This is a genomic window from Nocardia sp. NPDC051929 (assembly GCF_044548645.1).
In the GTDB taxonomy this organism is placed as follows: Bacteria; Actinomycetota; Actinomycetes; order Mycobacteriales; family Mycobacteriaceae; genus Nocardia; species Nocardia sichangensis.
Genome location: NZ_JBIUCG010000026.1, coordinates 24,319 through 42,550 on the forward strand (window position 1 = coordinate 24,319; position 18,232 = coordinate 42,550).

15 protein-coding genes and 1 pseudogene are annotated in these 18,232 nt (G+C 68.0%); 4 read left to right on the top strand and 12 right to left on the bottom strand.

Annotated elements, in window-relative coordinates:
• Positions 1–133: 133 nt before the first annotated feature.
• The 6 genes from ACIHAX_RS30570 to ACIHAX_RS30595 are packed head-to-tail and all read right to left on the bottom strand — an operon-like array spanning position 134 to position 5,799.
• On the bottom strand, positions 134–1,279 hold the full coding sequence (locus tag ACIHAX_RS30570) for a CaiB/BaiF CoA transferase family protein (RefSeq protein ID WP_397281062.1): 1,146 nt from the start codon (positions 1,277–1,279) through the stop codon (positions 134–136).
• Positions 1,276–2,406 (bottom strand): CaiB/BaiF CoA transferase family protein, encoded by a 1,131-nt coding sequence (locus tag ACIHAX_RS30575; RefSeq protein WP_397281064.1) that lies wholly within the window; start codon positions 2,404–2,406, stop codon positions 1,276–1,278. Before ACIHAX_RS30575 ends, ACIHAX_RS30570 begins: the two co-directional genes overlap by 4 nt.
• 40 nt (positions 2,407–2,446) lie before the next feature.
• Positions 2,447–2,869: a Zn-ribbon domain-containing OB-fold protein gene (locus ACIHAX_RS30580; RefSeq protein WP_397281066.1), complete on the bottom strand. Its 423-nt coding sequence runs from the start codon at positions 2,867–2,869 to the stop codon at positions 2,447–2,449.
• A 16-nt stretch (positions 2,870–2,885) separates the two neighbouring features.
• The gene (locus ACIHAX_RS30585; RefSeq protein ID WP_397281068.1) at positions 2,886–4,097 is read right to left on the bottom strand and encodes a thiolase family protein; all 1,212 of its coding nucleotides are present in this window, start codon (positions 4,095–4,097) and stop codon (positions 2,886–2,888) included.
• A 4-nt stretch (positions 4,098–4,101) separates the two neighbouring features.
• A complete protein-coding gene (locus ACIHAX_RS30590) occupies positions 4,102–4,605 on the bottom strand; it encodes a MaoC/PaaZ C-terminal domain-containing protein (RefSeq protein WP_364437027.1) in 504 nt (167 codons plus the stop codon).
• A gap of 36 nt (positions 4,606–4,641) precedes the next feature.
• Positions 4,642–5,799 (bottom strand): acyl-CoA dehydrogenase family protein, encoded by a 1,158-nt coding sequence (locus tag ACIHAX_RS30595; RefSeq protein WP_397281071.1) that lies wholly within the window; start codon positions 5,797–5,799, stop codon positions 4,642–4,644.
• 339 nt (positions 5,800–6,138) lie between these two features.
• On the opposite strand from ACIHAX_RS30595, the gene ACIHAX_RS30600 reads away from it, so the two are divergent.
• The 3 genes from ACIHAX_RS30600 (at position 6,139) to ACIHAX_RS30610 (ending at position 10,225) form a co-directional block, all read left to right on the top strand.
• Positions 6,139–7,485, top strand: a complete 1,347-nt coding sequence (locus ACIHAX_RS30600; RefSeq protein ID WP_397281074.1) for a phenylacetate--CoA ligase family protein — start codon at positions 6,139–6,141, stop codon at positions 7,483–7,485.
• A 91-nt stretch (positions 7,486–7,576) separates the two neighbouring features.
• Positions 7,577–8,530, top strand: coding sequence for a LysR family transcriptional regulator (locus ACIHAX_RS30605; protein WP_397281076.1), 954 nt, complete (start codon positions 7,577–7,579; stop codon positions 8,528–8,530).
• 534 nt (positions 8,531–9,064) lie between these two features.
• Complete coding sequence (locus ACIHAX_RS30610) at positions 9,065–10,225, top strand: lactonase family protein (protein WP_397281078.1); 1,161 nt, start codon at positions 9,065–9,067, stop codon at positions 10,223–10,225.
• A gap of 12 nt (positions 10,226–10,237) precedes the next feature.
• Here ACIHAX_RS30610 and ACIHAX_RS30615 read toward each other — a convergent pair whose 3' ends face one another.
• The 6 genes and pseudogenes from ACIHAX_RS30615 to ACIHAX_RS30640 all read right to left on the bottom strand — a co-directional run bounded on the left by ACIHAX_RS30615 (position 10,238) and on the right by ACIHAX_RS30640 (position 17,017).
• Complete coding sequence (locus ACIHAX_RS30615) at positions 10,238–11,719, bottom strand: aldehyde dehydrogenase family protein (RefSeq protein WP_397281080.1); 1,482 nt, start codon at positions 11,717–11,719, stop codon at positions 10,238–10,240.
• A 31-nt stretch (positions 11,720–11,750) separates the two neighbouring features.
• A complete protein-coding gene (locus ACIHAX_RS30620; RefSeq protein WP_364437013.1) occupies positions 11,751–12,767 on the bottom strand; it encodes an alcohol dehydrogenase catalytic domain-containing protein in 1,017 nt (338 codons plus the stop codon).
• Entirely contained in the window at positions 12,767–13,660 is an 894-nt protein-coding gene (locus ACIHAX_RS30625; protein ID WP_397281082.1) for a hydantoinase B/oxoprolinase family protein, read from the bottom strand. The genes ACIHAX_RS30620 and ACIHAX_RS30625 overlap by 1 nt, the downstream gene beginning before the upstream one ends.
• Before the next feature lie 85 nt (positions 13,661–13,745).
• A pseudogene (locus ACIHAX_RS30630) lies at positions 13,746–14,738 on the bottom strand (hydantoinase B/oxoprolinase family protein); the annotation flags it as partial.
• 1 nt (position 14,739) lies between these two features.
• A complete protein-coding gene (locus tag ACIHAX_RS30635) occupies positions 14,740–16,782 on the bottom strand; it encodes a hydantoinase/oxoprolinase family protein (protein ID WP_397281084.1) in 2,043 nt (680 codons plus the stop codon).
• Positions 16,783–16,807: 25 nt separating this feature from the next.
• Positions 16,808–17,017 carry a hypothetical protein gene (locus ACIHAX_RS30640; protein WP_067809743.1) on the bottom strand — a complete coding sequence of 70 codons (210 nt, stop codon included), beginning with the start codon at positions 17,015–17,017 and terminating at the stop codon, positions 16,808–16,810.
• Between the two features lie 187 nt (positions 17,018–17,204).
• Between ACIHAX_RS30640 and ACIHAX_RS30645 the strand changes: the two genes are divergently transcribed.
• Positions 17,205–18,200, top strand: coding sequence for an AraC family transcriptional regulator (locus tag ACIHAX_RS30645; protein WP_228827021.1), 996 nt, complete (start codon positions 17,205–17,207; stop codon positions 18,198–18,200).
• The last annotated feature ends 32 nt before the right edge of the window (positions 18,201–18,232 follow it).

Genomic DNA, 18,232 nt, shown 5'->3' on the forward strand with positions numbered 1-18,232 from the left:
ATTCGCACCGAAGCGCGTCTTTCCCGATCGCTGATCGGCTTCCGGCGTGACCGGGGTTACGTTCGTCCTGCCGGGCCTCCGATTTCCCGCAATATGCAGGTGGATCGGGGCGCGTCGACGACCTCGCTCGTATTCAGGCGATCGCGCCGTCGGCGCGCAGCTCGGCCATGGCATCGGCACTGAATCCCCAGTCGCCGAGCACCTCGTCGGTCTGCTCGCCCGGCTGCGCGGGTGGGCGCTGGATCGCGCCGGGTGTGCGGCTGAACCGGGGGGCGGGAGCCGGCTGGACGACACCGGACACCTCGACGAAAGTGCCGCGGTCCCGCAAGTGCGGGTGCGTGGGCGCCTCGGTCAGCGACAGGACCGGGGACAGGCAGGCCTCCCGGCCGTCGGCCATGGCGCACCATTCGTCGCGGGTCCTGGTGCGGAAGACCTCGACCAGCCGCTCGCGCATCCGCGGCCAGCCGCTCCGGTCGTGCTGATCCGGAAGTTCTGACTCGTCGAGGCCGAGCACATCCAGCAGATTGCGCCAGAACCGGGATTCATTGGCGCCCACACTGATCCAACCGCCATCGGCGGTCTCGTAGACGTTGTACCAGGGCGCGCCCGAGTCCAGGCGGTTCACGCCGCGTTCGTCGTGCCAGGAGCCGGCGGCGAGCAGCCCGTAGAACAGGGTCATGAGCGAGGCCGAACCGTCGACCATCGCCGCGTCGACAACCTGGCCGCGTCCCGAGGTGCGGCTCTCCAGCAGGGCCGAGACGACGCCGAACGCCAGATACAGCGAACCACCGCCGAAATCGCCCGCTAGATTCAGCGGGATGACCGGCGGTTCTCCGGCCCGGCCGACCGAGTGCAGGACGCCGGTGAGTGAGATGTAGTTGATGTCGTGGCCGGGGGCCGACGCCAGTGGGCCGTGCTGGCCCCAGCCGGTCATCCGGCCGTAGACCAGTGCCGGGTTGACCGCCAGACAGTCGTCGGGTCCCACGCCCAGCTTCTCCGCGACACCGGGCCGGAACCCCTCGATGAGGATGTCGGCGCTGCGCGCCAGGGCCAGGACCGCGGCGACCGCCGAGGGCTTCTTCAGGTCGAACACCGCGCTGCGCCTGCCCCGGTTGAGCAGATCGAAGCGAGCGTCGACCGGGGCGCCGCCGTCGTAGCCGGGTGGCCGGTCCAGGCGCAGGACGTCGGCGCCGAGGTCGGCCAGCAGCATGGCGGCGAAGGGGGTCGGCCCGACCCCGCCCAGCTCCAGCACCCGCACCCCCGACAGCGGGCCGCTCATCGGGCCAGCGATCCGTTACTCGCGCCGATGTCCTCGGCGGCGGCCAACGGCGGCGGCCGCTTGCCGTCGAAGGACAGCGGCAGCCCGACGACCCCGATCTCGTCGGCACTGGGTGCGCCGATGATACCCAGTGCGCTGGTCTGCTCGTGGGCGATCATCTCGGCGGTGGTCTGCACCGGCGCGAACGGAACCCCGAAGTCCCGCAAGCGGTTCTGCCAGAACTCGCGCGTGTCGCCTGCCAGCCGCTCTCCGATCAGGCGATCGATCTCGGCACGGTTCACCAGCCGCGCCTGGTTGGTCGCGAAGCGTTCGTCGGTGGCCCATTCCGGCCGGTCCAGTGCCGCACTCAAGCGCGCGAACAACCCGTCGTTGCCGCAGCTCACGATGAGATCGCCGTCGGCGGCAGAGAATGCCCGGTGCGGGACGATGAACGCCACGCCCGATCCGCGCCGTTCGCCGGGCGCGCCGTCGGTGTTGTAGCCGGCCACGCCGATCGACATCCAGGCGATGGCGGTCTCGAGCAGCGACGCGTCGACCGCTGCGCCGTCCAGCTTGGACTGCCGCCGGTACAGCGCGGCGAGGATTCCGATGGCGGCCCACATGCCGGTGCCGAAGTCGATGATCGAGACACCGGCGCGCACCGGCGGTCGGTCGGGTTCGCCGGTGATGCTCATGATCCCGGAGAAGGCCTGCATGAGCGGGTCGTAACCGGGCAGGGTGTTCATCGGCCCGGTGTGCCCGAACGCGCCGACCGCGCAGTGCACGAGCTCGGGTTTGGTCACCCGCAGGCTCTCGGCGTCGAGCCCGTACTTCGCGGCCGAGCCGGGACGCAGATTGTGCAGGAAGACATCGGCGCGCTCGGCGATGAGCCGGTGCAGTTCGGCGAGCTGGTCGCGGTCCTTGATGTCGATGCTGATGCACCGTTTGCCCCGGTTGAGCGCATGGAAGGCGGCGCCGCTGCCCTTCCACATGCTCGGTCCCCAGCCGCGCGCGGAGTCACCGGTCGGCCGTTCGACCTTCCAGACCTCGGCGCCGAGTTCTGCCAGGATCTTGCCGGCGAACGGCGCCGAGGCGCTGTCGCCCAGCTCCACCACCACGATCCCCGCCAGGGGGAGTTCATTCTGCATCGCCCGCTCCTGACCGATAGTCTTCTGTCATCGTGCACCTCTACCTGGTGGTCGCGGTGGTGAAGACGGGAACCGTCTGCGCGCCGCGTTCGACGAACCGGACGGTGACGGGTGCGTCGATGGTGAGGGATTCCGGATCGCCCTCGATCTGGCCGAAGAGCATGTAGCCCTCGGCCATCTCGACGAATCCCACGGTGTAGGGAGTGATCGAGGCCCACACGGGCGTGGGGCCGCGCATGACCGTACTGAACGAGTAGAGGGTGCCGTTGCCGCTGGACTGCTCCCAGGCCAGCCGGTCCGAGCTGCAGTACGGGCAGTACGAGTGCGCAGGCCACACGGGCTCGGTGCAGTCGGCGCAACGCTGGAAGGTCAGGCGCTGATCGTCGAGTGCCGCCCAGTAGGGTGCGGCGTCGAGCAGCTCGTACGGCTGCGGCCACTCGTTGGGTGCGGTGGTCTCGCTCATGATGTCTCCGATCCGCTCAGGCCGTCGCGGCCAGTACGAGGACGCTGCCCGCCGCGAGCATGCCGCCCGCGCCCTGGACCAGCGCGGTTTCCGGCCGCACGGCAGGCGCCAGTCCGTGTGCCGTGCCCCGCAGCTGGCGCACGGCCTCGACGAGGGTGTCCATGTTGCAGGAGATGCCGGGCTGGCCGAAGGACAGCCAGCCACCATTGGTATCGGTGGGCAGGTCACCGTCGATGCCGGTGCGGCCTTCGCGGTAGACGTCGATGCCGTGGCCCTTCTTCGCGAAGCCCAGGTCCTCCAGGAGGATCGGGCCCATGTGGGCGAAGTTGACCGACAGTTGCACCATGTCGATGTCGGACGGGCCGAGGTCGGCCATGGCGTAGGCCTGGCGTGCGGCCTCGATGGTCGCGGTGTGGGTCAGGTTGGGCAGGGTGCCGAAGCCGGGGAACTTGCACTGGCGCATGTTCATCCGGTCGGTCAGGTACTCGTGTGTGGTGGCCGAGCCGTAGCCGTGCAGGTAGACCGGACTCTGGTGCGGGCGCACGTTGTCGGGCGCGGTGACGACGAGGGCGCCACCGGTGCCGCCGCCCCAGGTGGAACACATCCACCGGCGCAGCGGGGTGGCGACATACGGGGAGGCGAGCACCGTGGCGACATCGATCTCGCCGTGGCGTGCCTTGGCCGCGTGCGGGTGGTGCGCGCCCCAGCGCTGGTTGGCGACGGCGACTTCGGCGAGATCGGTTTCGGTGATGCCGAATTCATGGAAGTACCGGCGCGCGGCCTGGGCGTAGAGGGACGGGATCGTGGGTCCGTAGATCACTTCGTACTGCGGATCCGCGTCGGCCTCGGCGCCCATGGCCACGGCGTCGACGAACAACTCCGTCGCGTCGCTCTGCAGGCAGAGCACGTACTCGGCTTTGCCCGCGGCGATCATCTGCGCGGCCTGCGCGAGCGTGGCGGTGAGGCCGGCGCCGTGCAGGGTCAGCTCACTGGTGAACGTCAGGGGCATTTGCATGTGGGAGGCGAAGATGTTGCTCCACTGCGACCGCTTGTCGGCCCACGGCGAGCGACCGGTGAACAGGGCGTCCACCTGGTGCTTGGTGATGCCCGCGTCGGCCAGCGCGGCGACGGTGGCCTCGGCCGCCAGTTGCAGCGGGTCCTTGCGGTCGGCGCGGGTGGCATAGGCATCGCCCATGCCCACGATCGCGGCGACAGGTTGGGCGGTCATGGACTCAGCCCCGCACGTTTTCGGTCGGCAGCGAAGCGCCGACGAGGGCGTCGAGATCGGAGCGCTTACGCAGCATGAGCAGGCTCCACTCGCTGCGCTGGACCACGTCACCGTGCTGGTTGAGCGCCTTCATCAGGAAGGTGACGACGCCGAACTTGTCGTCCTTGTCCTTCTTGCCGGTCACCTCGGCGGTGACGTAGATGGTGTCGTTGATGAGCACCGGCTTCAGATAGCGCAGGTTGTCGATGCCGTAGTTGGCCTGGATGGACGGGCCGAACTGGATCAGACCGGTCATCAGCGAGTAGGTCAGCGAGCCCTGCACCAAGCGCTCGCCGAAGCGGGTCCGCGCGGCGTAGTGGATGTTGGAGTGGATCTCGATCCAGTTGCCGGTCAGCGCGCAGTAGTTCACCACATCGGCTTCGGTGATGGTGCGCCCGCCGGAGCGGAACACGGTGCCGACCTCGATCTCGTCGAGCGGCATATCGATGCGATTGTTGATGGTGGCCATCGGTGTTCCTCCTGGAAGTTTCTGCGGGACTGCGGCTTACGCGCCGGACGGCAGGCGCATCGACTTGGCGATGATGGTGCGCTGGATCTGCGAGGTGCCGCCGCCGATGGTGGACTGCACGCTCTCGCGCAGGTAGCGCTCCATGTCGGCCTCGGGCAGGTTGGCGTAGCCACCGAGGATCTGCATGCCGTCGAGGGCACACTGCTTGAGGGTCTCCGAGCCGTACAGCTTGGCCATGGAGGTCTCCCGCGGAGCGGGCAGGCCGGCGGCCTTCATCTTCGCGGCGCGGTAGCAGAGCAGGCGGGCGGCGTCCACGCGCGTCTGGTTCTCGGCCAGCATGTGCTTGAGCACCTGGAACTCGTAGATCGGCTTGCCGAACTGGACGCGCTCGTGGGCGTACTTGTTGGCCGCGTGCACCGCTTGCTGGGCGTTGCCCACGTAGGCGGCGGCCACCGCGCAGCGCTCCAGCTCGAGGTGGTCGGTGATGATCTTCCAGCCCTGGCCGACCTCGCCGAGCAGCGCGTCGGCGGGGACCCGCACCTCGTCGAGGAAGATCTCGGTGGTGCCGGTGGCGTGCCGCGACAGGGTCGGCAGCTTGCGGATGTCCACGCCCGGAGTGTCGTTGGGGATCAGCAGGACCGACAGGCCACCGTGCTTGTCCTCGGTGTCGGTGCGCACGAGCATGGCGATGACGGTGTCCTTGGCGGCGGCGCCCGAGCACCACAGTTTCTGGCCGGAGACGACCCAGTCGCCGTTCTCGTCGCGGCGGGCACGGGTCTTGGTGTTGGACGCGTCCGAACCGGCGTCGGGCTCGGAGATCGACACCGAGAAGCGGAGGGAACCGTCGATGAACGGCTTGACGTAGCGCGCCTTCTGCTCGGCGGTGCCGTACTTCAGGATGTTCATCGCGGTGAAGGTGGGCACCAGCACGGAGCAGGCGAAGTCGAAGCCGAACTTGCCCAGGCCCTCGGCCATCAGCGAGTAGTCGAAGATGTCGCCACCCGAGCCGCCGTCCGCTTCGTCGATGAGGATGCCCAGCCAGCCCTGCGCGGCGATCTTCTCGTACGCCTCGTAGGGGTACTCCCGGTTCACATCGCAGTGCCGGACGTATTCGACGGTGATCTCCTCGTCCATGAATTTGTTCACGACGTCGAGCCAGGCCGCCTGCGACTCGTCCAGAAAATTGGAATTCATTCTCTTACTCCGTTGTGCGATGCGATTGTTTTTCGCGCGATTCGGCGGATGGCAGGTACCGAGCCTGGGGCGGTCGGCCCGACGACCGCATGCCGATGTCGGGCGCGGTGCGCAAGGACACTGCGATGACCTCGCACGATTCCGGATTCCCGCGACGGGATTACCGGCGATATTCCGAGGCTGCACGACGGTGCGGCCGATAGCAAGTGATGAATCGTGAAGTGCCGTTTCACCGATTGCGAATTGAACCGCCGGAATCACCGATCTATGGTCGGAACAGAATTCCGCCGGACCGTCAATTTATCCCGGCGACGGCGAATCGGCCATTCAGGAGTGATGATGAGGAATATTCCGTTCTCGGCGCGGCACTGGAGCGCGGTCGAGTCCCTGCCCGCCGAGGACGCCCGTCGCGTGCAGGACGAACGACTACGCGAGCAGCTCGCCTACCTGGCCGGGAACAGCGCGTTCTACCAGGCCAAGTTCGCCGAGCAGGGGGTCGACGTGAGCCGGGTCGCCACGACCGCCGACCTTGCGGGGCTGCCGTTCACCGAGAAGCAGGAACTGCGCGACAGTCTCGCCGCCCATCCGCCGCTGGGCGCACACGTCGCGGCCGACGGGGCCGATATCGTCCAGGTGCAGGCGTCCTCGGGAACGACCGGCTCGCCGTCATATGTCGGACTGACCGAGCCCGACATCCGCACCTGGTGCGAGCTGGGCGCACGCGCCCTCTATGCCAATGGTTTCCGGCCCGGCGATCGCGTGCTGCACGGCTTCGGCATGAGCAAGGGTTTCGTGGGCGGACTGCCGATCATCCAGATCCTGCAGTACATGGGTGTGGTCGACATCCCCATCGGCGCCGAGGCCGGCGCAGAGCGGCTGCTGCGGGTGCAGGCCGATCAGCGGCCCGAGGGGCTCATCGGCACGCCGTACTTCTTGACCCACCTGGCCGAGCAGGCACCGCGCATCGTCGGCCGCGCCGCCGACGAGCTGGGTGTGCGCTCGATCAGCGTCGGCGGCGAGCCCGGCGGCGGCCTGCCCGCCGTCCGCGGGAAGCTCGAAGCACTGTGGGGCGCTACGTCACGGGAGATGCTGGGCGGCACCGATATCGCCTGCACCTATTGGGGCGAGTGCGAGGCGGGTGAAGGCATGCACTTCCTCTCTCCCGACCTGATGATCGCCGAGCTGATCGACCCGGAGACCGGCGAGCAGGTCGATCCGGTCGCCGGCGCGCAGGGCGAACTCGTCTACACCGCGCTGCGCAGGCAGGCCTCCCCCCTGCTGCGTTTCCGCACCCGCGACCACGTGGTGGTCACCGGCACCGACTGCGCCTGCGGCCGAACCGGTTACAAGGTGCGCTGTGTGGGCCGCACCGACGACATGCTCATCGTGCGGGGGATCAACCTGTTCCCCTCGGCGGTCAAGGAACTCGTCCTGGAACTCGCGCCCGCGACGACCGGTGAGATGCGGATCCGGCCGAACTTCGAGGGTCACTCCACACAGAAGCCGCTGCCGCTCGTGGTCGAGTACGGACGGCAACTGAGCGAGCAGCAGCGCGACGAGCTGCGCACCACGATCGAACAGCGGGTGCGCTCGGCGCTCAACGTCAAAACGATCGTCGACCTGGTTCCCGACGGAACGCTGAAGCGTCCCGACCACGTGAAGGTGGCATTGATCGAACGCGTCTGATCCTGACCAGCGAAGACACGCGCCCTAGTTATATACAATATATACTACGATATGATAGGGTCACTGACCGCTGCATGATCACGAAGGTGAGATGACCGCTTTCAACCGCCTGCACCTGATCCGCCAGATCGACCTGTTCACGCTGCGCCTGTTCCTCTCGGCCATCGAAGAGCGGCAGATCGGGCTGGCCGCGATCCGCGAGAACATCGCCGCGTCCACCGCCACCAAACGAATCCAAGTGCTGGAGAACATCGCCGGGGTCGAACTGCTCGTCCGGACCCCGAAGGGCGTGGTACCCAGCGCCGCCGGCACGATCCTGGCCCGCCACGCCCGCAGGATCTTCGACAGCCTCGACGACATGCGATCGGAGTTCGCCTCGCTCACCGAGGGCGTGCGGGGCGAGCTACGGGTCGTGTCGGCCCGCTCGGTGATCGTGCCGTTCCTCGCCCACGAGCTCGGCGAGTTCAGCCGGGAGTTCCCGCTGGTGGACCTGATCGTGCACGAGGTGGAGAACTCCGACATCGTGAAGGAGATCGCCCGCGGCGAAGCCGATCTCGGCGTCTTCGCCTCCGCCTACGGCCTCGACCTCGACGGTGTCGATGTCACCCCGTACCGCCGTGACCGGCTGGTCGTGGTCACCCCGCGCGGCCACCACCTCGCCGAGCGGGGCGCGGTCACCATCCTGGACCTGCTGCCGGAGAACCTCATCGCGCCGCAGGCGCTCGTCGCCGCGCTGCGTGCCTCCGCCCAGCGGGCCGGCGAGGAGTACAAGCCCACGCACGTCCTGCGCAGCGGCGGCACGGCGATCAGTCTGGTGCACGCCGGCCTCGGCGTCACCGTGCAGCCCGAATGCCTGGTCGGGCACGAGTGGTCCGGCCGGGTGGCCGTCCTCGATCTCGATGAGCCGTGGGCCGAGCGCCGGATCCACCTGGCCACGCCGCGAGGCCGCGAACTCGGTCCCTCCACCGAGCTTCTCGTCGAACACCTGCTCGCAACGTCCGCTGCGGAGACCACCGACGCCCTCGGTCTTCCCACCGATTCCTGAGGACACCTTCACGCTCGGTTCCGCCGTATCCGCCGATCTCGCGGCGGCCTTTCTGTCAGCCTGATCTTTCCGAATCCACGTGGCCCGCGCGCGTAAATCAGCGGCGAGGTAGATGATCGTCGACTCGTCGAGGTCGAGCGCTCCGTCGGAGCCGATCGCGAATCGGCGCAGGACCTCCTCGCCACCTCGGGTGTGGTCGGTGCCCAACGCCCCACCTGTCGTCTTGGAATCAGAGGCCATGAAGGGATCATGGGGCGCGGTCCACGGCACGACTGCCCGTGACTCGGACACTTTCCGGATCAGTCGAAGAAGCGGCGCGGTGGCGCCGACAAGCTGCGTGTCGAATCGATTGGCACCATTGCCCTTTCAGACCGGACATCCCGTGATCGTGTCCGAATATCTGGACAGTTCCGGAACCGGAGATTGCCTACCGTCTAGCTCACTTCGCCCCGCATCGCAGCGGCTGCCGAATACGGAGCGGCCAGGGGCGGAAGAACAAGGAGCGCCGATGCTCTGTTTGCGAAAGGTACGTCGATGACGACATCTCCCTCCCGCCGATCCGGTTTCAGCCGCCGTGGATTCCACAAGGCGGCCGTCGCGGTCGCCACGGTCCTGCTCAGCTCGGCGAGCTGGACACTCTCCCCCGCACCGCAGGCCGCCGCCGCCCTGTCGCCGCAGTTCATGCTGGTCGGCGGCACCGCGAGTGGCAGTATCGCGGTACTGCGGATGAACGCCGACGGTTCGCTGACCAAGGTCGCCGGCACTCCGTTCGATGTGGATCTCGGCCTGTTCTCGGTGGCGCTCGCGCCCGAGGGCCGGACCGTCTATGCCACGCAGGCGGCCTCCCAGAAGGTCACCGGCTATCACGTCGACGACCAGGGCGCGCTACGGCCGGTGGCGGGCGGCGAGGCGGTGATCGACGGCGGACTGCCCATCACCTCGGCGATCACCCCGGACGGCAAGTGGTTGTTCGTCGGGGTCGGTGGGTTCCCCGGTCGCATCGACGCGTTCGCGGTATCGGCCGCCGGTGCGTTGACACCGGCCGGCTCGATCCCCGTGCCCGGCGCGGGCGCGGGCATGCTGCCCATGGTGACCATCGACCCCGACGGGCGATTCCTGCGATTCGCGAGCGCGATCGACGGCAACGTCGCCGGTTTCGCCATTCACGCCGACGGGTCCCTGGCCGCACTCGGCGATTCGACACAGGTCGGCCTGCTGCCGGTCAATCCCGGGTACACACCGGACGGACGATTCGTCTACATCAGCCACGAACAGGGCGGCGCGGTCTCGGGATACGCGATCGGCGCAGACGGCCGGCTCACACCCACTCCTGGCTCGCCCTACGCGGTCCCGGCGATGCCGCACAATGCCGAGGTCAGCGCCGACGGGCGCCGCGTCTACATCCCGTCGGTCGCCGCGGGCAAGGTCAACGGTTTCGCCATCGGTGCCGACGGTGCGTTGTCGCCCCTACCCGGCTCCCCGTACAGCACTCCGCTCGGTTCGGGCCCCGGCTGGGTCGTGCTCAGCGACGATCAGAAGCATCTCTATGCCGCCGATGTCCTCACCACCGGAATCACCACCAAGGTGCACATCTATGACGTCCGTGACGACGGCAGCCTGGTCCCCTCCGCACTGCCCACGGTCGACACCGGAACCATCGTCTCCGACGGCCCGGTCATGGTGAAGACAAGATAGCCGCTCTGCGCCTCAGCCCAGATTCATATAGACCGCCTTCGGGTAGAGGTAGCTCTCCACGTGCTCGCGGCCGCCCTTCCAGCCGTAGCCGCTCATCTTCGTTCCGCCGAAGCCCACCGACGGGTCGAGTACGCCGTAGCAGTTGACCCAGACGGTGCCCGCGGTGAGACCCCGCGACACCCTGTGCGCGGTACCGAGATCTCTGGTCCAGACACCACCCGCCAAGCCGTAGGGGGTCGCGTTGGCCAGGCGCAGTGCCTCGTCCGCGTCGTCGAACGGGATCACCGTCGCCACGGGGCCGAAGATCTCCTCCTGTGCGATGGTCATCTCGTTGGTGGCGGAGGCGAACACCGTGGGTTCGACGAAGAATCCTGAAGCCCGGTCGCCGTCCAGCCTCCTGCCGCCACTGACCAGTTCGGCCTCCTTGTTCCCGATGTCGATGTAGTTCAGCACCCGTTCGAGTTGACGTCGCGAGATCAGCGGGCCGAGCTGGCTGTTCGGGTCGAGACCGTCGCCCACCCGAATCGTCTTGGTGAATTCCGCCATGCGCGAGACGAATTCGTCGTGGATCGAGCGCTGGACGAAGATCCGCGTGCCGGCCACACAGACCTGACCGCTGTTGGTGTACACGCCCATCGCCGCGCCGGGGACTGCCTTGTCCAAGTCGGCGTCGGCGAAGACGATGTCGGGTGATTTGCCGCCGAGTTCGAGCTGGAGCCGTTTGATGTTTCCGGCCGAGGCGCGCACGATCGTCCGCGCGGTACCGACCGAGCCGGTGAACGCGATCCGGTCGACGCCGGGGTGCTCGGCGAGCGCGGCGCCGGCATCTCTGCCGAACCCGGTGACCACGTTGACGACGCCGTCGGGCGCCCCGGCTTCGGTGAGCAACTCGGCCACTCGCAGCACCGACAGCGATGCGTCTTCGGCTGGTTTGAGGACGGCAGTGCAACCGGTCGCCAGCGCCGGGCCGAAGATCCACCACAGGCCGATGAGCGGGCCGTTCCAGGGGATGATCCCGCCGACCACGCCGACGGGCTCGCGATAGCGCAGGGTCACGAAGTCGCCGGGCAGCGAGTTCGGCGGCGTGGTGGCCGTGCCCGCGTCGACCTGCGAGGCGAAGAATTGCAGCACCTGCGAGGTCCACTCCCGCAGTCCCCGGGTACGGGCCAGCGGGGCGCCCATGTCGAGGGTCTCGATGGTGGCGAGTTCCTCGAAATTGTCGAGGACCAGATCGTGGACGCGCAGGATCAGCGAGCGACGCTGGTGCGGAGTCCAGCGGCTCCAAGGGCCTTCGAAGGCCGCGCGCGCGGCCGCGACGGCGGCGTCCACGTCGGCGGCGCCGCTCGCGGCGATGGTGCCGAGGGTGCCGCCGGTGGCCGGATTCACGACGTCGATGGTCTCGCCGGACGCGGCGGGCACCCAGCGCCCACCGATCAGGTTGCGCTGGGCGTTGCCGACGAACTCGGGCACGGGATGGGTTGCAGTAGTGGTCATGGTTCTCTCCGGATCAGCAAAGGGGCGTCGGTCAGCCGAACAGAAAGACGCCCTTGCCCGCGTCCTGCTTGTCGAACCATCGGTACGCCTCGTCGGCCTGCTCGATGGTCCAGGTGTGCGAGTACAGGTCATCGACCGGGAGGTTGTGCGCGACAACGTAATCTGCGCATCGTGCCTGCTCGATCGAAGACATGGTCCAGGACGTCATCAGCGTCCATTGCTTCTTGTAGACCGCCTGGGTCGTGAACTGGACGTGACCGGGCAGGCCGATGAACACGGCCCGGCCGAAGGTGCCGAGGACAGCGAGCGCGTCGTCACCGGCGCGCCCCGAGGTCTCCATGACGACATCGGCCATCCGCCCGCCGGTGTACTCGGCGACCGCCTCCGCGACGTCCCGCTGGCGAGAGTTCACCACCAGATCGGCACCGAACCGGCGACTCTCGGCCAGCCTGCGGTCGTCGACATCGACTGCGATCACCCGGGCGCCCATCGATGCCGCGAACATCGTCGCCGAAAGCCCCACGGGGCCCTGTCCGATCACCACCGTGGTCGTATCCGAGACACCGCCGAGCCGCTTGATCGCGCCCCACGCCGTCCCGGTGCCGCACCCGATGGCTGCGCCTGCCTCGAACGACAGTCCCTCCGGCATCGGCAGCAGCGCCGAGGCCGGCACCAGGGCGAACGGCGCGTGACCACCGTCGACATGAACCGCCATGGTCTTACCCGGCGCGGTCTCACACATCTGCGGCCAGCCCGCGCGACAGCGGCGGCAGGTGCCGCAGCCGAAGTAGTGGTGGATCATCACGCGGTCGCCGACGGCGAACCGGGCCGGGTCGACGCCGTCGCCGAGCGCGTACACCTCGCCACACGGTTCGTGACCCTGGATCACCGAGTGGTCGAAATCGAAAGCGCCGTGGTAGAAGTGCAGATCCGAGCCACACATCCCCGAGGCGCGGACCTTCACCACGACCTCGCCGGATCCCGGTTCGGGCTCGGGGAAGTCCTTCAGCACCGTCGTCCCGTCTCCCGGGAACACGATCCCCTTCATCAGTTGTCTCCTGTCTCTTGCGGGCGATCGGACCGACGGGCGTCGCGCAGACGCGCCGTCGCCTCGCGATCGATGCGCAGTCCCTCGGGATCCAGACGCGGGTCGCCATGAACGACCACGCCGTAGTCGCGCGCTGCGCCCGCGATGCTCACGTACTCGTTGCGAACGTCGGCGAGCACCCGCTCGGGATCGCGACGCAACGGATCGCCCCAGCCCCCACCGCCATTGGTGAGGCAACGCAGGATGGTGTTCGGCTCGGTGGCCCACACCTGTTCGGCGGCGAAGTAGTGGTACCGGCCGTCGATCGGGTCCAGCGCCTTGGTCTCGGGATCGAGCACGCCGGCGACGGGAACGCTGTCGGCGTAGACCTGTGTGCCGGTGCCCAGAATTCCCGGGGTCGCGTCGTCACGTGGCGGGAACAGCCACATCGCTCCGGTTGGCCCGGCCTGTCCGCCGTTCGCGCCCACACCGGACGGCTGTTTGGTGCGGAACGGCGACAGGTAGTGCGCTCCGGCGGTGAGCCACAGCGCGTCCTTGAGATTGGCCGCGCCGCCGCGGAACGTTCCCGCACCGCCGGTGTCGATGGCGTGTTCCTTGCGCAACAGCACCACGGGCGAATCGCGTTCGATCGTCTCGGTCGCGGGATCGAGGTTGTTGAGCGTGAACAGAACCGTGTAGCTGTCGCCGTCGCCGACGTGAGTGGCGCCCCAGGGGCCGTGCTCGCCGCCGCATTGGGTGGCCGAGGTCCACGCGGTGCCGTCGGCCCGCAGTCCCGACGCGTTGTGCGTATTGGTCGAGCCGTAGTCGCCACCCACGCCGTACCGGCCCAGTACGGGATTGAGCGCGTCGAAGATCGCCGACGCGACGGCGCCGGAAGCCTCCCAGAACATCATGATCCCGCCGTCCGGCGGAAGAGATGGAGACGATGGTGCCGGGCGGCACCGCGATGTCGACGTTGCGCCAGGTGCCCGAGGTGAACGGCACCTTCGGATCCAGCAGCATCGTGAGGGCCACTCCCACAGCGGTTTTGGCGTCGAGCACACCACAGTTGATGCAGGTCCGCGCCTGGGGCGAGGTGCCGGACAGGTCGATCTCCATGTTCTCGCCGCGTTTGCGCACGAGCACCCGCACGGTGTAGTCGATCGTGTCGTCGAGACCGTCGGCGTCGATCAGCGCCGAACCCTCGTAGTCGCCGTCGGGTATCAGCGCGATCGCATCGCGCATCCGTTCGGCGGAGGTGTCACAGGCATAGTCGAGCGTGCCGAGGTACGCGGCGAGGCCGTACCGATCGATGTTCTCCAGTACCAGTCGCTCCCCCAGCTTCAACTGCTGGAAGATGCTCTTGAAGTCGGGCAGCAACATGCCGCCCCACCGGGTGTTGTCGAAGATCAGGCTGAACGTGGAGCGCACCGGTTCGTCCTGCGACCACAGCAGCATGGGCGGGATCACCAGCCCGTTCTCGAAGACGTTGCTCTTGGTTGCCGAGAAACCACCGGGCACCGTGCCGCCCATGTCGAGCTGATGCGCGCACATGGTGACGAAGGAAACGATCTCACCGTCGACGAACACCGGACGGGTGAACGCCACATCGTTGACATGCCTGCCACCGCGATAGGGGTCGTTGCAGATCAGCACGTCACCGGGACGCAGGTTCTCGGACCCGTACTCCTCCACGGCGTTTCGGACGGCGTCGCCCATGGTGCCGAGGAAGACGACCAGGCTGTTGCTGACCACGGCCATCGGATAGCCTTTGCCGGCGGGACCGCTGATGGTGCAGGCGAAGTCGTACCAGTCGCGGATGATGGGCGAGAACGCCTCGCGCATGAAACCGGTGGACATGTGCTCGACCGCGTAGCGCAGCCGGTTGGCGATCACGGTCGCGCTGAACCGGTCGCACCCGTATCGATCGTGGAACTGCGCCTCGGAGAGGTCTCGGAGCCGAGGGGCGGCGGGGATGGGGGGACTGGACATGTCACTTCCTCTGGATCACGATTTCGCCGTACCGGCCGACGGTGGCCTGCTGCCCCGCGCCGACATGGGTGGTGGACAGTTCTTCCTCGACCACCGCCGGGCCGTCGAGCACATCACCGGCTCGCAAGCTCACGCGGTCGTAGACGTGGGCCTGCTGGGCGCCGACGCCATCCGCGTCCAGGTCACCTAGATAGCGCAGAGTCACCGTGCGGATCGGAGTGAGCGGCCCGTCCGCCTCGGAACGGACCGCGAGTTCGGCGTATTCGACCTTGGGGGTGTCGAGCACGGCGCGGACCCGGAACGTCACACCCTCGACAGGCATGGTCTCGAACCGGTTGCCCGAGCGTGCTTCGTAGGTGTCGTGGAAAGCGGACACCATGGTGGCCACCGCCGCTTCGTCGATCGTGCCGCTCGGCACGGGCACGAACGGGGTCTCCCAACTCTGTCCGGCCAGGTGCGCGTCCATGCTGCGCAGCATCCGCACCGATCCGCCGCCGGTCCGCGCCCGCAGCCTTTCCTCCATGTCGGCGAACAACGCATCGATCGCGGGAGCGGCCTCGCCGGTGAGCATGAGATACGCACTGCGGTCGACCGTGAACACCTGGTCGGTGGACAGCAGGCCGACGGCGGAGAACAGGCCCGGGTTCGGTGGCACGATGACCTGCTTGCACTGCACCGTATCGAGGACCGCGGGCAGCAGCATCGAGCCCGCGGCGCCGAAGGCGACCAGGCTGTAGTCGCGGGGATCGACGCCGTTCTTGATGGCGACGTTGAACACGCCTTCGGCCATGTTGTTCACCGCCATCTCGTAGGCGTAGCGGACTCGATGGGCCAGGTCGAGTTCGGTGTCGAGGGACTCGAACGCCCGCCGTGCCGCGTCGGCGTCGAGCCGCAGTTCCCCACCGGCGAAGTCGCCGGTGCCCAGGATCCCGATCAGCAGGCAGGTGTCGGTCGTCGTCGGTTGGGTGCCACCGCGGCCGTAACACGCCGGGCCTGGCTGCGCCTTGGCGCTGTCGGGCCCGACCTGGATTTCTCCGGCGGCACCGAGGGATACGATGCTGCCGCCGCCCGCGCCGATGCTGGAGATGTCGTTGGCGAGGGCGTTGACCACGAGGTCGTGCTCGAGTTCGAAGGTGGTGTCGACGAAAGGTTCCCCGGCGCTGACCACGCTGATGTCACAGGACGTGCCGCCCACGTCGGCACACAGCAGGTCGTTCTCGTCGATCAGCGCGCCGAAGTGGGCGCAGGCGACGGTTCCGACGGCGGGACCGGAGAACACGATCCGGAACGGCTGCTCCATCGCCTGCGCCGACGGCACCAGGGTCGCAGCGCAATCGGCGAAGTTGAGCTGACCGGCGAAACCCAGTTCGCTCAACCCTTTCTCGAGGCTCGCCGTGTAGTCGGTGTAGATGATCTTCATCAGCGTGTCGATCACGGTGGTGGAGGCACGCGCGTATTCCTTCGCCAGCGGGGACACCTCGCTCGAGATCGAGCACGGCACGTCGCCGAGCACCTCGCCGACCAGCTCGCGCAGCCGCAGCTCGTGCGCGGGCTCGACATAGGCGTTGAGCAAGCAGATCGCGACACCGGCGACCTCGCACCGGCGCAGCACCTCGAGCTCGGTCCTGGCCTGATCCTCGTCGAGCCCGAAGAGCACCGCGCCGTCGGCGGTGATCCGTTCGCGGATGCCGCGCCGCAGGTAGCGCTGCACCAGCGGCCTGGACGCGTCACCGAAGCTGCGCCGCCAGTGCGGGTCGAGGGTGGCCTCGGCCGGACGCCAGACGCGGCCCATGTCGAGGATGTCGCGGTGCCCCTCGGTGGTCAGGAAGCCGATCTTGGGCAGCTGGCGGGTGATCACGGCGTTGAGACCGTGCGTGCTGGCGTGGTTGAACACCGCCGCGTCCACTACGCCGAGGATCTCGGCACCACGCAATACGGGCCCCGCGACCTCGGCGTAATCGGTGGAGATCTTGGCGGTGTGGATCCGCCCGTCGCGCCAGGCGACGACGTCGGTGAACGTGCCGCCCACATCGACTGCGATCATGGTGTCTCCTGTAGTGATTCGATGCTCAGACGAAGTCGGCGAGCAGCTGGATGGGACCGAGGCGGTGCCACGGCTCCCGCGTCACGGAATGCAGGCAGTGCTGGCACTTGACCACCCGCACCCAGCCCCGCTCGGCGACCACGGGATACGCGCGCAGTTCGGCGGCGCCGCATCGTGGGCAGGTGCCGTCGCGGGGTTCGCGGGTCACCTCGAGGGGTGTCGGTGCGTCGGGCATGACGGGTCCTCCTACGGCAATGGTTTTGTTCGGCGAGCGCCGTGAGGACGACCGTAGGATCGAGAGATCTGGGTCACAATCCGCCTGACGAAGGCGCGTTGTCCTTCGAACGAACCGTCATGTCGCCGGTGGACGATATATTATATTGGCTATGTGACACCCTCACGCCTGGAAGGAGGGTCTGCCGTTGCCGTCAGCACCCGCGGCGTGCGTGAGCGCCTTTCGCACGGAAGATCCGGCCGCGGCCCACGACCACGTGGCCGCCACCTTCGCCCACCACGAACTCGCCCTCGACGAGCGTGGCGGCGTCGACTTCACCCTGGAGACGGTGCGGTCGGAGAGCCTGACCGTCGGCCGGATGGCCTACGGCACCGCCGCGCGCATCGACGGGCCGGCGATGCAGACGTGCTATCACGTGAATCTGGCCGTCGCGGGACAGAGCACGGTGGCGCAGCACGGCACGCGCCGCTCGTTCGGCGCGGGTGAGGCCGGAGTGGCGTTCGTCCACGACGCTCCGGTATCGATCCGCTGGAGCGCCGACGCGGCGCACTATCACATCAATCTGCGCCGAGGTGCCTTCGAACGTCACGCGGCCAGGCTGCTCGGCCACCGGGAGACCGAACCGGTCCTGTTCGACCTCACCTTCCCCATCGATTCCCCCACCGGCCGTGCCCTTTTGGCCTCGACCCGATTCGTCTACGACGAATTGGCCCGCGAAGGCGGGGTGTCGACGATGCCGCTGGCCTGCCGCGAACTCGAGTCGACACTGATGACACAGATCCTGCTCACCGCGCCGAGCCAGCTCACCCCGAGGCTGACCGGCTCGGCACCGGACATCGGCCACGCTCGGGTACGGGACGCCGTCGCCTATATCCACGCCAACCCCGACGCCGACGTCTCGACCGCCGAACTCGCCGCCCGTGCAGGAGTCACCGCCCGGGCGCTGCAACTGGGCTTCCGCGACGCTGTGGGCATGTCACCGAGCGCCTACGTCCGCTCGGTGCGACTCGACCGGGTACGTGCCGAATTGGCCTCCGGCCGAGCCACTTCGGTGAGTGACACGGCGATGAAATGGGGCTTCTTCCACCTCGGCCGCTTCGCGCATCAGTACCGCGAACGGTTCGGCGAACTGCCCTCGGAGACCGCCGGTCGCGCCGGCGGCGATGTCACCTCCGCACCATGAGGCAGCGTCGACCGGCCCGCACGGCTCCCGGC